Annotated in this window: 18 protein-coding genes; 4 read left to right on the forward strand and 14 right to left on the reverse strand. The window is 63.0% G+C overall.

Features of this window, described 5'->3' with window-relative positions; translation table 11 throughout:
* Nucleotides 1-129 precede the first annotated feature (129 nt).
* The gene (locus AB6802_RS19140) at nucleotides 130-738 is read right to left on the reverse strand and encodes a YqgE/AlgH family protein (protein WP_371011737.1); all 609 of its coding nucleotides are present in this window, start codon (nucleotides 736-738) and stop codon (nucleotides 130-132) included.
* A 127-nt stretch (nucleotides 739-865) separates the two neighbouring features.
* Here AB6802_RS19140 and AB6802_RS19145 point away from each other — a divergent pair, with 127 nt between their 5' ends.
* The 3 genes from AB6802_RS19145 to AB6802_RS19155 all read left to right on the forward strand — a co-directional run bounded on the left by AB6802_RS19145 (nucleotide 866) and on the right by AB6802_RS19155 (nucleotide 2,777).
* The gene (locus tag AB6802_RS19145) at nucleotides 866-1,672 is read left to right on the forward strand and encodes a protein-disulfide reductase DsbD domain-containing protein (RefSeq protein WP_371011738.1); all 807 of its coding nucleotides are present in this window, start codon (nucleotides 866-868) and stop codon (nucleotides 1,670-1,672) included.
* Nucleotides 1,673-1,755: 83 nt separating this feature from the next.
* Complete coding sequence (locus AB6802_RS19150; RefSeq protein WP_371011739.1) at nucleotides 1,756-2,238, forward strand: peroxiredoxin; 483 nt, start codon at nucleotides 1,756-1,758, stop codon at nucleotides 2,236-2,238.
* A 62-nt stretch (nucleotides 2,239-2,300) separates the two neighbouring features.
* Nucleotides 2,301-2,777: a DUF2938 domain-containing protein gene (locus AB6802_RS19155; protein ID WP_371011740.1), complete on the forward strand. Its 477-nt coding sequence runs from the start codon at nucleotides 2,301-2,303 to the stop codon at nucleotides 2,775-2,777.
* Between the two features lie 4 nt (nucleotides 2,778-2,781).
* Here AB6802_RS19155 and AB6802_RS19160 read toward each other — a convergent pair whose 3' ends face one another.
* The 13 genes from AB6802_RS19160 to coxB form a co-directional block, all read right to left on the reverse strand.
* Nucleotides 2,782-3,372 carry a histidine phosphatase family protein gene (locus AB6802_RS19160; RefSeq protein ID WP_371011741.1) on the reverse strand — a complete coding sequence of 197 codons (591 nt, stop codon included), beginning with the start codon at nucleotides 3,370-3,372 and terminating at the stop codon, nucleotides 2,782-2,784.
* A gap of 37 nt (nucleotides 3,373-3,409) precedes the next feature.
* On the reverse strand, nucleotides 3,410-3,955 hold the full coding sequence (gene rnhA / locus AB6802_RS19165) for a ribonuclease HI (protein ID WP_371011742.1): 546 nt from the start codon (nucleotides 3,953-3,955) through the stop codon (nucleotides 3,410-3,412).
* The gene (locus tag AB6802_RS19170; RefSeq protein WP_371011743.1) at nucleotides 3,952-4,914 is read right to left on the reverse strand and encodes a homoserine kinase; all 963 of its coding nucleotides are present in this window, start codon (nucleotides 4,912-4,914) and stop codon (nucleotides 3,952-3,954) included. The genes rnhA and AB6802_RS19170 overlap by 4 nt, the downstream gene beginning before the upstream one ends.
* 6 nt (nucleotides 4,915-4,920) lie before the next feature.
* A complete protein-coding gene (ispH, locus tag AB6802_RS19175; RefSeq protein ID WP_371011744.1) occupies nucleotides 4,921-5,925 on the reverse strand; it encodes a 4-hydroxy-3-methylbut-2-enyl diphosphate reductase in 1,005 nt (334 codons plus the stop codon).
* A gap of 157 nt (nucleotides 5,926-6,082) precedes the next feature.
* Nucleotides 6,083-6,838: an SURF1 family protein gene (locus AB6802_RS19180; RefSeq protein ID WP_371011745.1), complete on the reverse strand. Its 756-nt coding sequence runs from the start codon at nucleotides 6,836-6,838 to the stop codon at nucleotides 6,083-6,085.
* Complete coding sequence (locus tag AB6802_RS19185) at nucleotides 6,835-7,221, reverse strand: DUF983 domain-containing protein (RefSeq protein ID WP_371011746.1); 387 nt, start codon at nucleotides 7,219-7,221, stop codon at nucleotides 6,835-6,837. Before AB6802_RS19185 ends, AB6802_RS19180 begins: the two co-directional genes overlap by 4 nt.
* 14 nt (nucleotides 7,222-7,235) lie before the next feature.
* Nucleotides 7,236-7,706: a murein L,D-transpeptidase family protein gene (locus AB6802_RS19190; protein ID WP_371011747.1), complete on the reverse strand. Its 471-nt coding sequence runs from the start codon at nucleotides 7,704-7,706 to the stop codon at nucleotides 7,236-7,238.
* Nucleotides 7,707-7,968: 262 nt separating this feature from the next.
* Nucleotides 7,969-8,856 carry a cytochrome c oxidase subunit 3 gene (locus AB6802_RS19195; RefSeq protein WP_371011748.1) on the reverse strand — a complete coding sequence of 296 codons (888 nt, stop codon included), beginning with the start codon at nucleotides 8,854-8,856 and terminating at the stop codon, nucleotides 7,969-7,971.
* 1 nt (nucleotide 8,857) lies between these two features.
* Entirely contained in the window at nucleotides 8,858-9,487 is a 630-nt protein-coding gene (locus AB6802_RS19200; RefSeq protein WP_371011749.1) for a cytochrome c oxidase assembly protein, read from the reverse strand.
* Complete coding sequence (locus AB6802_RS19205) at nucleotides 9,487-9,678, reverse strand: hypothetical protein (RefSeq protein ID WP_371011750.1); 192 nt, start codon at nucleotides 9,676-9,678, stop codon at nucleotides 9,487-9,489. Before AB6802_RS19205 ends, AB6802_RS19200 begins: the two co-directional genes overlap by 1 nt.
* Complete coding sequence (gene cyoE / locus AB6802_RS19210) at nucleotides 9,675-10,619, reverse strand: heme o synthase (protein ID WP_371011751.1); 945 nt, start codon at nucleotides 10,617-10,619, stop codon at nucleotides 9,675-9,677. The genes AB6802_RS19205 and cyoE overlap by 4 nt, the downstream gene beginning before the upstream one ends.
* 72 nt (nucleotides 10,620-10,691) lie before the next feature.
* Nucleotides 10,692-12,344: a cytochrome c oxidase subunit I gene (ctaD, locus tag AB6802_RS19215; RefSeq protein ID WP_371011752.1), complete on the reverse strand. Its 1,653-nt coding sequence runs from the start codon at nucleotides 12,342-12,344 to the stop codon at nucleotides 10,692-10,694.
* 38 nt (nucleotides 12,345-12,382) lie between these two features.
* Nucleotides 12,383-13,267: a cytochrome c oxidase subunit II gene (coxB, locus tag AB6802_RS19220; protein ID WP_371011753.1), complete on the reverse strand. Its 885-nt coding sequence runs from the start codon at nucleotides 13,265-13,267 to the stop codon at nucleotides 12,383-12,385.
* 329 nt (nucleotides 13,268-13,596) lie between these two features.
* Here coxB and AB6802_RS19225 point away from each other — a divergent pair, with 329 nt between their 5' ends.
* Nucleotides 13,597-14,136, forward strand: coding sequence for an invasion associated locus B family protein (locus AB6802_RS19225; protein ID WP_371011754.1), 540 nt, complete (start codon nucleotides 13,597-13,599; stop codon nucleotides 14,134-14,136).
* Nucleotides 14,137-14,148: the final 12 nt, after the last annotated feature.

The raw sequence follows: 14,148 nt of genomic DNA on the forward strand, positions 1-14,148 counted from the left end.
GCCATCTGGAGGCGCTTTCTGCGCTTCCGGTGCTCACGTACTTTAAGTACGCTCCGCTCCGGTTCTCGAAAGCACCACCATATGGCTCGCATGAGCGAGTTTCGAAACGGCCTCTGGGTCAGCGATCGGTTAAGCGTGCCCCGCGGCGGCGCTGAGATGCGCGAGGTCGATGCCGATCGAGGCGAGGATGCGGTCGTATTTACGCTCGATGTCGGTGTCGAACAGGAGCTCGGGCGTGGCCGGACAGGTCAGCCAGCCATTCTCGGCAATCTCGGTTTCGAGCTGTCCGGCGCCCCAGCCGGAATAGCCGAGCGCCATCAGCGCGCGGCGCGGCCCGCGGCCGGTCGAGATGGCGCGCAGGATGTCGACCGTGGCGGTCAGGCAAATGTCGTCGGAGACGTTGAGCGAGGATTCCACCCGGTAGTCGCCCGAATGCAGCACGAAGCCGCGGCTGCGGTCGACCGGGCCGCCATTGCGCACGACGAAATCGCGGGTATGCGCCGGCAGGCGGATCGCTTCCTGCTCGTTCATGATGCCAAGCTGCACCAGGAGATCGGGAAACAGCATCTGCTGGGTCTGGTTGATGATAAGACCCATGGCGCCCTCGTCGCTGTGGGCGCAGATATAGATAACGGAGCGCGCGAAGCGGTCGTCCTTCATGCCGGGCATGGCAATCAGGAACTGGTCGTCCAGGAAGCCGCATCCGGCGGCCGCCTTCTTGTTACGCAGCAAGTCCATGAGGCTGAGCGTAACCCGTTTCCGCAGCGCGGAAAAGATGCCGCCTTTGCCCGATGTCACGCAAATATGATACCGGCAGCGCGATGAAGACATTGCGCCGACAAGAACGGACGATCAAATCACCGCCATGCGATACTTGAAAACACTGGTTCTCGGCGCCGTGTTCGGTTGGGCAACGGGGCTCCCGGCCGAAGCTTCCTCCTCGGCGTGGTACAATAGCGAAGGCGGCAAGGTGCGGCTGGTGACCACCGGCAAGCCCGACGAAGCCGGCAAGATCCATGGCGTGCTCGACATCGCGCTGAAGCCCGGCTGGAAGACTTATTGGCGCGATCCGGGCGACGCCGGCGTGCCGCCACAGCTCGACATAGCCGGCAGCACCAATGTCGCCGACGTCCAATTGCTGTTCCCGCCGCCGCAGCGGCATGATGACGGCTACGGCAAATGGGCGGGCTACGATCGGCCGGTCTCGCTTCCCGTCACCTTCACGCTTGCCGCGCCCGGACAGCCGGCGACCATCGACGCCAACATTTTCCTCGGCATTTGCGAGACGATCTGCATTCCGGTGCAGACGCGGCTCAGCGTCGACCCCGCATCCGACCCGGACAATTCGGAAGACGCGGCCGTGGTCAAGACGGCGCTTGCCGCGCTGCCGACGCCATCGCGGCCGGATTTCAGCGTCAACGTGCTGCCGGGCGACCACGAGACGCTTGTCGTCCAGGCGCAGTCGCCGGGCGATCCGGCTTCCGTCGACTTCTTCATCGCCGGCGAGCGCGACTACATGTTCGGCGCGCCGGTGCGCAGCGAAAAGGACGGCAAGCTCGTCTTCACCGTGCCGATCCTCGACCGGCCGTCGGCGACGCCTACGGATGGCGGCCTGTATTACACGCTGACCAGCGCCGAGGGTTCGGTGGACGGGCTCCTGCCTTTCCCTTGATCCAGCTCTTTTGAAGAGTTGCCGGAGCCCGCCCGGTCCGGTATCGAAGGCGTCGATCCTTCCCATCCCCAGCGAGGCTCCCCATGACCATTTCGGTAGGCGAAAAACTGCCCGACGCAACCTTCAAGACGATGACCGCGGACGGCGCAAAAGAGGTTACGGGCAAAGAGATCTTCGCCGGCAAGAAGGTCGTGCTGTTCGGCGTCCCCGGCGCCTTCACGCCGACCTGCTCCAACAACCACCTGCCGGGTTATCTCGAAAACCACGACGCCATCCTGGCACGCGGCGTCGACACGATCGCCGTCGTTTCGGTCAATGACGTGCATGTCATGGGCGCCTGGGCGCGCTTCACCGGCGGCGAAGGCAAAATCCTCTACCTCGCCGACGGCAATGGCGATTTCGCCAGGGCGGTCGGCCTCGACGCCGATTACTCCAGTGGCGGCATGGGCCACCGCTCGAAGCGGTTTTCGATGATCGTCGACGACGGCAAGCTCACCGCGCTCAATGTCGAGACCAAGCCCGGCGTCAACGAGAGCGGCGCCGCCACGATCCTCGAGCAGCTTTAGATCACGATGAGGAGCATGATCTTGTCCGAAAACCGGTTCCCACTTTTCGGGATCATGCTGTGATGCTGGACACCGTCTGGCGCGCGGTGGCGATCGGCATCGGCGCCACGGTGTTCATGGATGTCTGGGCGTTCATCCTCAACAAGGCGATCGGCCAGCCTTTGCCCAATTGGGGCATGGTCGGACGCTGGGTCTGGCATCTGCCCGAAAAAGTCTTCCACGACGATATCGGCAAGGCCGCGCCCTACACGCATGAAAAGGCGCTGGGCTGGGTTTTCCACTACCTGGTCGGGATACTTTACGGTGTGGTCCTGGTCGCGCTTGCCGGCGCCGGCTGGCTTGCCAACCCGACCTTCCTGCCGGCCTTCATCCTCGGCATCGTCACGGTCGGCGCCGGCTGGTTCCTGCTGGCGCCGGGTCTGGGCGCCGGCTGGGCGGCGTCAAAGACCCCTGACCCGATGAAAGTGCGCGCGCTCAATCTCATTGCGCATACTGTGTTTGCGCTCGGGATGTTCTCGACGGCGCTGCTGATCCGGTGATTAGTCAGATGCCCTGATGGGGCGCCGGATGGTCGATCGGTAGCCATTCGTGCACGACACGCCGCGCGCTCATATCCCAAGCGAAGTAGTTGCCGCCGCCGGCAGGCTGATCCGCCACGCGGCTGATGTCGCGGCCAGCGAGGGCGAGCAGCAACAGCGTTCCGACACCGCCATGGCCGACGAAGGCGATGTCGGCTTCATTGGTCGCAAGCGCGGCCTCGACCTCACTCACAATACGGTTCTGCGCGTCGATGGCGCGTTCCCAGCCGCGGATGCTCTCATGCGGCCTGGCAAAGAACTGGTCCGCGACCGCCTCGAATTCCGGCGGCGGCAGAAAGCCGGTTGCCGAGCGGTCGTTCTCATGCATCCGCTCCCTCACCTCGACCGTCAGATGAAGATGCTCAGCCAGAATTTCCGCAGTTTCAATCGCCTTGCGTTCCGCGGACGAGACGATGCGCCTGATTGAGCCTACCCAGGGCTGGCCGAGCATGGCAACGGCCCTGGCACGGCCGATGTCCGATAGCCCCCATTCCGGCACCGATACGGTGGCATCGATACGGACCTGAGGATGCGTGACGTAGTAGGCGGTCGGCACGATGAGGTCTTCCTACCGGGGGAGCCCGCACGTTAAGTCAATAGCTCTGGGTCGAGCGCCGTGCCCTCGGGGCCACTGACTGCTTCGTCGGCGCTGCGGGCTTCGGCGCTGCGGCGGGCTTGAGCGCTGCAGATACGGCCGAGCCCTTCTTGAAGGGCGCCATGCCTTCGCGCGCGAGCTCGTCGGCGCGTTCGTTTTCGGCATGGCCGGCATGGCCCTTGACCCAGTTCCAGGTGACCTTGTGGCGGCGGTTGGCTTCGTCCAGCGCCTGCCACAGCTCACCGTTCTTCACCGGCTTCCTGTCGGCGGTCCTCCAGCCGTTCTTCTTCCAGCCATGGATCCATTTGGAGATGCCGTCCATGACATATTTGCTGTCGGTATGCAGCTCGACGGCACAGGGTTCCTTGAGCGCGTTCAAGGCCGAGATCGCGGCCAGCAGTTCCATACGGTTGTTGGTCGTCTCGGCCTCGCCGCCCGACAGCTCCTTGGTCTTGCCGTTGAAGCGCAGGATGGCGCCCCAGCCGCCAGGCCCGGGATTGCCCGAGCAGGCGCCGTCGGTGAAGATCTCGACTTGCTTGTTCATGTCAGTCCGTATTCCGATGGTGACCTGATGGCGCGGTGGAAGCGCATGCGGCGGATATATTCGGTCGGATCGCGCTTCATCACCAGCCCGCCGTCGGGAACGGTCAGCCAGTCATAGAGCCTGGTCAGCATGAAGCGCAGCGCCGAGCCGCGCGCCAACATCGGCAGCGCTGCTTTCTCATCGTCCCTCAGCGGCCGCACCGACTGATAGCCGGCAAGCAGCGCGGTGCCCTTGGTCAGATTGAAGGAAAAGTCCTTCTCGAAACACCAGGCGTTGAGGCAGGTGGCGACGTCATAGGCGTAGAGGTCGTCGCAGGCGAAATAGAAATCGATCAGTCCCGACAGTTTCTCGCCGAGGAAGAAGACATTGTCCGGGAACAGATCGGCATGGATGATGCCGCGCGGCAACCCGTTCGGCCAATTGCGCTCGAAATCGGCGAAATCGGCATCGACCTCGGCCGCCAAGCCCGGCTCGACCTCGTCGGCGCGGTCGCGGGCAGCATCCCAGAGCTTGCGCCAGCCATCGATGGCCAATGCGTTCGCCCTTTTCATCTGAAAATCCTGCCCGGCAAGGTGCAGCTCGGCCAGCGCCTTGCCGACTTCACCGCAATGCGCCGCCGTCGGGCGCCTCAGCGAGAGGCCTTCGAGAAAGGTGATGATGACGGCAGGACGCCCGGCAAGCGTGCCGATGACGGCGCCGTCATGCGCGGTGACCGGCAGCGGGCAGGAAATGCCCTTTCGCGCCAGATGGCCCATCAGGCCGAGGAAAAACGGCAAATCGGCCTTGTCGACCCGCTTCTCGTAGAGCGTGAGGATGTAGGAGCCGGTCGAGGTGTGGAGAAGGAAATTGGAATTCTCGGTGCCTTCGGCGATACCCTTGTAGGACAACAGGTCACCAACCGGGTAGGCCTTGAGAAACGCGCCGAGCTCGCCTTCGTTGACGTCGGTGTAGACGGCCATCTGGCTTCACGCGGCTCCGTTGACGAAAGCCATGTCGGCCGCCGTCAGTTCGACATCGCGCAAAACCCGCATCACCGGAAAGTCCTCCGTTTCGGTGGCCGTGATGGCCAGATCGATGGTGACGTCGAAGCGCTGCCGGAACGCGTCGATGATTTCATCGACGATGATCTCCGGCGCCGAGGCGCCGGCCGACAGGCCAAGCGTCGAAATCCCGCCGATCTCATCCCACGGAATTTCGGCCGCGCGCTGCACGAGAAGCGACATCGTGGCACCAGCGCGCTCCGCCACTTCGACAAGGCGGCGCGAATTGGACGAATTGGGCGCTCCGACGATGAGGAAAAGGTCAGCACCCGCCGCCGTCTCCTTCACCGCCTCCTGGCGATTGGTGGTGGCGTAGCAGATCGATTCGGCCGCCGCCGCATGCAATTCGGGAAAGCGATCCTGCAGCGCGCGGATGATGCCTGCGGTGTCTTCCACCGAGAGCGTGGTCTGGGTGACGAAGCCGAGTGCCTTGGGATCGGCCGGCTCGAGCTTTGCCGCATCCGCCTCGGTCTCGATCAGGGTGACAGCGCCTTCCGGCAACTGGCCCATGGTGCCGATCACCTCCGGATGACCGGCATGGCCGATCAGAAGCACGTGGCGGCCAAGCCGTTGGTGGCGCATGGCCTGTTTGTGCACTTTCGACACCAGCGGGCAGGTGGCGTCGAGATAAAAGAGCTCGCGCGCCTGAGCATCCGCCGGCACCGATTTCGGCACGCCATGCGCGGAAAAGACGACGGGGCTTTGCCGATGCTCGGGCGGGATTTCCGAGAGCTCCTCGATGAACACGGCGCCCAGGCTTTGCAGGCCTTCGACGACATAGCGGTTGTGCACGATCTCATGGCGGACATAGACCGGCGCGCCGTATTTCTTCAGGGCCAGCACGACGATCTGGATGGCGCGATCGACGCCGGCGCAGAAGCCACGCGGCTGGCAGAGCCTGATCGTCAGCGGGGGCTTTTTCTGGGTCATCAAATGCAAGCCGATTCAGTCGGATTATGTCTGTTGGTTTTTACGCAATTCCGGACGGAGGGTTACGGCGAAGCCGAACTTAACCGCCCACACTTTTCCTGGAATTGCTCAAGGCGAAATGAGGTGCGCACCCCTACCCTGTCAAGAGCGGCGCGCTTCATGCTTGTTTGGCCGGACGGCGCAGCCTCAGGATGAGCACGGCGGCGAGAGCCGCGGCCAGCCCGTACCAGGTCAGCGCATATTGCAGGTGGTTGTTGGGCAGATCGATGATGGTGACGCCGCCGACCGGCAGGCCGCCGGGATTGGGCGTCTTGTCGGCATCGACGAAGAACGGCACCAGCACGAACCCTGCCGGCAGGCCGGCGCTCGCCGCCATGACGTCGCGGTCCTTCCAGAAGAAGATGTTCTTGGCGACGTCGTTGTCGGGCAGCATCATCGATGGCTTGGCAGGCAGCGGATTGCGGGCGAGCCCCGTCACCGTCACCTTGCCGTTGACCTCGCCCTGCGGACGCTTGGCCGGATCCTTGAGATCGTACGGAACGAAACCGCGATTGACGAGCACGAAGCGGCCGTCCTCGAGCCGCAGCGGCGTGTAGACGTTGAAGCCGCTGTCGCCTTCCCAGGTGGAAAAGAAATGCCGTTCGCCCTGGTGCAGGAACGTGCCTGTCACTGTGACCGGCGTGTATTCGACATCGTGCGAGGCGGCGAATTCCTTCTCGACATCGGCCAGCGGCAGCGGGGCCGCGTGGGTTCGCTTGTCGATGGTGGCAAGCAGGTCTTCCTTCCAGTGCAGGCGCTGGACCTGCCAGGTGCCGAGCCCGAGCAGAATGGCGAGCAGGACCAGGCCAAGACCAAGCAGCAACGCCGAGCGCGGCCGCGAACGGCCGGCAACCGAAGCGATGGTTTGGCTCATTGGCCGGAGTCCAGCTTGCCCTCGGCGGCTTTCTTCGAATACTGCAAGGTGATCAGCACACCCTTGATCAGGCGAAGCGCCGTCAGGCACAGCACCAGGGCCAGCGGCAGCCAGATCAGGAAATGCAGCCAGAGCGGCGGGCTGAACGTCACTTCCATCCATAGCGCCAGGCCGACGACGATGAAGCCGATGATCAGGATGACGAACACCGCCGGGCCATCGCCGGCATCGGCGAAGGAATAATCGAGGCCGCAATTGTAGCAGCGCTGCCCGACGGTGAGGAAACCGGAAAACAACTTGCCTTCGCCGCAGCGTGGACAGCGGCCATGCAGGCCGGCCGAGATCGGATCGATGGGCGGCCAGATCGCCCTATCTGCGCTCATTTGGGGATCTTCGCTCATCTCATGATCTCGATGGGTGTGCCGTCGGCCACCATTGTCCAGATTTCATCCATGTCTGAGTCCGTAACCGCAATACAGCCGTCGGTCCAGTCGACCATTTGAAGCAGCCCGCCTATCCAGCCCAAACCGTTCGGCTGGCCATGGATCATGATGAAGCCGCCGGGATCGACGCCGCGGGCCCTTGCCGCCGCCAGATCCTCGGCATTGGGATAAGAGATATGGATCGACTTGTGAGCGACACTGTTGGGATTGCGCCAGTCAAGAACGTAGCGCCCTTCCGGCGTCCGCTCGTCGCCTTCTTGGTGCTTGTGGCCGACAGGATCACCGCCGAGCGCGATGCTGTAGCTGCGTAAGACTTTGCCGCCGCCGACCAGTTGCAGCTGGCGTTGCGCCTTCTCGACCCGCACCAGATCGACTTTTTGGACCAGCGGTACATCGCGTTCCTGCACAGAGGATGTCGCGATCATATACGCGCAGATGACAAGAGGAATTCTCACCCACATCGCTTAAGGCGTTTCGCCGTTTCACGGCGAAACGCTCTATCTCCTTGTTTTGACGCAATTCCGGACGGAAAACCGTTTCACACTTTTCCTGGAATTGCTTAGCGATGGCTGGCCATTACGCCGAAAAGAAGAAAGGCGACCGCATCGCTGCGGTCGCCTGCAAAACTCCTGAAAAACTGCTGGAAGCAAATTCCGAAAAATCGCTACGCACTTTTCCTGGAATTGCTCAATGCCCTTCGATCAGCGCGCCGGTCGAGCCCCAGACATAGATGGCGCTGAACAGGAACAGCCAGACCACGTCGACGAAGTGCCAGTACCAGGCGGCCGCTTCGAAGCCGAAATGCTGCTTCGGGGTGAAGTCGCCACGCATCGCGCGCACCAGGCAGACCAACAGGAAGATGGTGCCGATGATGACATGGAAACCGTGGAAGCCGGTCGCCATGAAGAAGGTGGCGCCATAGATGGAATCCTTGAACGCGAAGGGCGCGTGCATGTACTCGTAAGCCTGTACCATGGTGAAGAGCATGCCGAGGCCGACGGTCAGCACCAGGCCGTTGATCAGGCCCTTGCGGTCGCCGTGCAGCAGCGCATGGTGCGCCCAGGTCACCGTCGTGCCGGACAGCAAAAGGATGATGGTGTTGTAGAGCGGCAGGTGGAAGGGATCGAGAACCTCCAGGCCCTTAGGCGGCCAGACGCCGCCGGTGAAGGCGGTGCGGGCATACTGGTTTGCCTCGCTCGGAAACAGGCTGGCATCGAAATAGGCCCAGAACCAGGCGACGAAGAACATCACCTCCGAGGCGATGAACATGATCATGCCGTAGCGCAGGTGCAACGACACGACGCGCGTGTGGTGGCCCTCATGCGCTTCCTTGATGGTGTCCGACCACCAGGCGAACATCGTGTAGAGCACGATGATCAGGCCGATGAAGAACAGCCACGGATTGGCGATGTTGTGGCCGAAGACCGGGAATTCACCAAGTCTGGGATTGAGATACCGCATCAGGCAGACGCCGCCGATGGCCATGATCAGCGCGCCGATGGAGCCCAGGAATGGCCAGGGGCTCGGGTTGACGAGATGGTAGTCGTGTTGTGGTTTTGCGTGCGCGTCTGCCATATCAACCCCCGAGGCTTGCTTCGGTATCGGAAACTTTGTTGGTGCTGCCGCCGGCGGCCGGCGCGGACGAGGCGACCGGCTGTTTCTTTTCGACCGGGAACATCGTGTAGGACAGCGTGATGGTCTTCAAGTCCTTGAGTTCCGGCACGTTGACGATGTCCGGATCGACATAGAACACGACCGGCATGTCGAGCGTCTCGCCGGGCTTCAGCGTCGTATCGGTGAAGCAGAAACACTCCACCTTGTTGAAATAGGCGCCAGCCATTTCCGGCTGCACGTTGAAGGAAGCGCGACCGGTGATGGGTCGGTCGAACTTGTTGGTGGCGCTGTAATGCGCCTGCGCCGTCGCGCCGATTTTGATCGTCACCGAGCGGGCTACCGGCTCGAACTGCCACGGAATGCCGTTGGTGTTGGCGTCGAAGCGGATGGTGAGCTCGCGGTCGAGCACGCGACCGGCATATTGTTTTTCGGCACGCTGCGTGGTGCCGCCATAGCCAGTCACCTGGCAGAACATCTTGTAGAGCGGCACCGCCGCATAGGCCATGCCGACCATGCCGGTGAAGAAGGCAAGGCAAACGACCGCGACGATGGCGTTGCTGTCGACCTTGCGGGGTTTGCCCAAATCGCCCATCAGCCGCCTCCCAACAGACCCGACGATGTCAGGCTGGCGCCGTGATGGCCGAAGCGCACGATGGTGACGGCATAGAAGATGACGACAAGCGCCGCCAGCGCGATGCCGATGGCGATGGAGCGGTTGCGGCGCGCCTTCTTCTGACGTTCCGTCAGCGTTACCAGTTCGAGTTTCTTGTCGGCCACGATCATACACCCCCCATCATCAGGGCGCGCCCGACCACGCAGTCGACGAGATAGACGGCAAAGATGGCGAAGAGATAGAGCAGCGAATAGGCAAACAGCGCCTTGGCCGGCTTCATCGCGCGGTCATCGTCGCGCATGCGCAGCACCTTCCAGGCGTACCAGACGAAGCCTAGGCCGAGCACGGCGGAAACCACGCCATAGCCGGCGGTGGTGTAGCCGAGCGCCCAAGGCAGCACGCCGACCGGCGCCAGGATCAGCGCATAGGCGAAGATCTGCCGGCGCGTCGAGGCCTGGCCGGCGACATTCGGCATCATCGGGATGCCGGCGCGGGCGTAATCATCGGACTTGAACAAAGCGAGCGCCCAGAAATGCGGTGGCGTCCACAGGAAGATGATCAGGAAGAGGATCACGCTTTCAAGGCTGACGGAGCCGGTCACCGCCGCCCAGCCGATCACCGGCGGGATGGCGCCGGCAGCGCCGCCGATGACGATGTTCTGCGGTGTCCAGCGCTTCAGCCACATAGTGTAGACGACGGCGTAGAAGAAGATGGTGAAGGCAAGCAGCGATGCCGACAGCCAGTTGACCAGCACGCCGAGCGTCATCACCGACAACGCCGACAGCACCAGGCCGAAGCCCAGCGCCTCGCCCGGCGAGACGCGGCCGGCCGGCACGGGACGGTTGGCCGTCCTGGTCATTACCGCGTCGATGTCGGCGTCGTACCACATGTTGAGCGCGCCCGAGGCGCCGGCGCCGATGGCGATGGCCAGGATGGCGACCATCGCGATCAGCGGGTTGACGGAAACGGGCGCCGCGACCAGGCCGACAAAGGCGGTGAAGACGACCAGCGACATGACGCGCGGCTTCAGCAGAGCGAAGAAATCGCCCGCGGTCGCTTCCGATATGCGAAAGCCCGCGTCCTCCATCAATCTGTCGTCAGCAAGGGCCATGCGTACTTAAGTCCATTATTCCGTTGGCCAAGACCGCCGGCGAGCCGGCGGTCTCGTATTTCAGGCAGCAGCCTACTTGATCTTCGGCAGCTGTTCCCACTGGTGGAACGGCGGCGGCGAAGGCAGCTGCCATTCGAGCGTGGTCGCACCCTCGCCCCACGGATTGGCGCCGGCCACCCGCTTCTTCTGGAACGCCTCGAAGACGCAGTAGAGGAAGATCAGGACGCCTACCGCCGAGATGTAAGAGCCGATGGACGAGACATAGTTCCAACCGGCAAACGCGTCGGGATAGTCGATCGTGCGGCGCGGCATGCCGGCAAGGCCGAGGAAATGCTGCGGGAAGAAGATCAGGTTGACGCCGACGAAAGTGACCCAGAAGTGGGTGTTGGCGATGACCGGCGAATACATGTAGCCGGTCATTTTCGGGAACCAGTAGTACCAGCCGGCGAAGATCGCGAACACGGCGCCCAGCGACAGCACATAGTGGAAGTGGGCGATGACGAAATAGGTGTCGTGCAGCGAGCGGTCGAGACCGGCATTGGCGAGCTGAACGCCGGTGACGCCACCGATGGTGAACAGGAAGATGAAGCCCAGCGCCCACAGCATCGGCGGCTTGAAGGAGATCGAGCCGCCCCACATGGTGGCGATCCAGGAGAAGATCTTCACGCCGGTCGGCACCGCGATGACCATGGTGGCGAACACGAAGTAGCGCTGCGTGTCGAGCGACAGGCCGGTCGTGTACATGTGGTGCGCCCAGACGATGAAGCCGACGGCGCCGATCGCGACCATGGCATAGGCCATGCCGAGATAGCCGAAGACGGGCTTCTTCGAGAAGGTCGAGACGATGTGGCTGATGATGCCGAAGCCCGGCAGGATCAGGATGTAAACTTCGGGATGGCCGAAGAACCAGAACAGGTGCTGGAAGAGGATCGGGTCACCGCCATTGTCGGGCACGAAGAAGGAGGTGCCGAAATTGCGGTCGGTGAGCAGCATGGTGATGGCGCCGGCCAGCACCGGCAGCGACAGCAAGAGCAGGAAGGCGGTGACCAGCACCGACCAGGCGAACAGCGGCATCTTGTGCAGCGTCATGCCCGGAGCGCGCATGTTGAAGATGGTGGTGATGAAGTTGATGGCGCCGAGGATCGACGAAGCGCCGGCGATGTGGATCGACAGGATCGCCAGATCCATCGCCGGGCCTGGCTGGCCCGATGTCGAGAGCGGCGGATAGAGCGTCCAGCCGCCGCCGACGCCGAAGGCGCCGGGCGCGCTCGGCATGAACAATGAGGTCAGCAGCAGGATGAAGGCCGGCGGCAACAGCCAGAAGGAGATGTTGTTCATGCGCGGGAAGGCCATGTCCGGCGCGCCGATCATGATCGGCACCATCCAGTTGGCGAAGCCGCCGATGAGCGCCGGCATGACCATGAAGAAGATCATGATCAGCGCGTGCGCGGTGCCGAAGGCATTGTACATGCTCTTGCCGCCGTCGACGGCGGCGTCGCCGTTCATGCCGTAGACCATCTGCGCCAGACCGGTGAAGATCTGGATGCCCGGCTCCTGCAACTCCATGCGGATGACGACCGAGAGCGCGCCGCCGATGATGCCGGCGCAGATCGCGAAGATCAGGTAGAGCGTGCCGATATCCTTGTGGTTGGTGGAGTACACCCACCGGACCCAGCCATGATAGGGCTTGTGGTCGTGATCGTCGTGAGCTGCAGCCTCTGCCATGTTCCGCTCCGTTCCCTAATTCTTGCTAACCCGCGACATCAGTTGCCGGCGGCCGCTACCTTATTGGTACCATCGATCTCAGCCATCAGCGCCTTGTTGGCGCCGGGCACGTCGGTCTTGGCCGTCTGCAGCCAGGTGTTGAACTGCGCCTCGGAGACGACGCGGATCGCGATCGGCATGAAGGCATGGTCCTTGCCGCAGAGCTGCGAGCACTGGCCATAATAGAGGCCTTCCTTCTCGGCCTTGAACCAGGTCTCGTTGGTGCGGCCGGGCACGGCGTCCATCTTGATGCCGAAGGACGGCATGGCGAAGGAATGGATGACGTCGGTGGCGGTGATCAGCACGCGCGTCATGGTGTTGACCGGCACGACCAGCTCATTGTCGACCGCCAGCAGGCGCGGATAGCGGGCGCGATCTTCCTTGCCGGCCTTGGCGCGGTCGGCATCCTGGAGGATAGCCGAGTTGAAGGAGAAGGTCTTGTCGACCTGGTATTCGTAGTCCCAGTTCCACTGGTTGCCGGTCGCCTTGACTGTGAGCTTGGCCTCTTCCGGCGGCGTGTACTGCGCGGTGAGCAGTTGGAAGGAGGGAATGGCGATCAAGAGCAGCACGAGCACCGGCCCGACGGTCCAGATCACTTCGATCAGCGTGTTGTGGCTGGTCTTGGACGGAACCGGGTTGACGCTGGCGCGGAAGCGCAGGATGCAAACCAGGAGAAGCACCAGCACCAGGATGGTGATCGGCACGATGAACCACATGGTGTAGTTCCCGAACCGCTCGATCTGCCGCATCATGTCGGTCGCCGGCGCCTGGAAGGTCATCTCCCATTCGCGCGGCTGGTCGGCACGGGCCGCGGCACTGGAGAAGAGCACGGCCGAAGCGGCCGTACCTGCCAAGAATTCAGCGCTTGCCAGGAATTTCCTCATCGCCCTCTCGTCTCCCACTTCCCGCGATCTGATCGCACCAATAAAGGACGATGCCGGGATTGGGAATCCCGGTCTGTCCCTAGGCTGGTTCAAACCATACTCTAATTCCCTCCGCAAGGAAGGAGCGGACGAAACCGTGCGGCATTTTTGCGCGCAGCCGCAAGGGTATGGCGGGCCGTGATGAAGTGATCCGGCAGACGGTCGCAATTCGGGCGAATTTGCTATGGAAAAGCGCTGAATTGCCGGGTATCGGGGCGGACCGGCGATGGTCTCGTCCTTTACTTGGCCCCGGCGCGGCTTAAAGTGCCGTGATTCGCAATGGAGCCGTCATGACTTCCTGGCTTTCGAGAACCCTGGCGAAGGTCACCCTTGCCATCGCCTTGCTCGGCGGCAGCATATCCGTCGGCACCGCCGCCTCGCCGAACAACGCCACGCCGCCCAGCGGCACGGTCAAGTCGACGCATGGCGCGTGGTCGATCATTTGCGACACGCCGGCGGGTGCTACCTCCGAACAATGCGTGATGATGCAGAATGTCGTCGCCGAGGACCGCCCGGAAATGGGGCTCTCGGTGGTGGTGCTGCGCACGGCGGACAACAAGGCCGAGATCCTGCGGGTGCTGGCGCCGCTCGGCGTGCTGTTGCCCAACGGCCTCGGGCTCAATGTCGACGGCAAGGATATCGGCCGCGCCTATTTCGTGCGCTGCTTCCAGGACGGCTGCTATGCCGAAGTTATCCTCGAAAAGCCGCTGCTCGACACGCTGAAGACCGGCACGTCGGCCACCTTCATCGTCTTCCAGACGCCCGAGGAAGGCATCGGCATCCCCGTCGACCTCAAGGGCTTCGCCGACGGCTTCGCCGCCCTGCCCTGAGCAGAACGCTCC

It is taken from the genome of Mesorhizobium sp. RCC_202 (assembly GCF_041355295.1).
Taxonomy (GTDB): Bacteria; Pseudomonadota; Alphaproteobacteria; order Rhizobiales; family Rhizobiaceae; genus Mesorhizobium.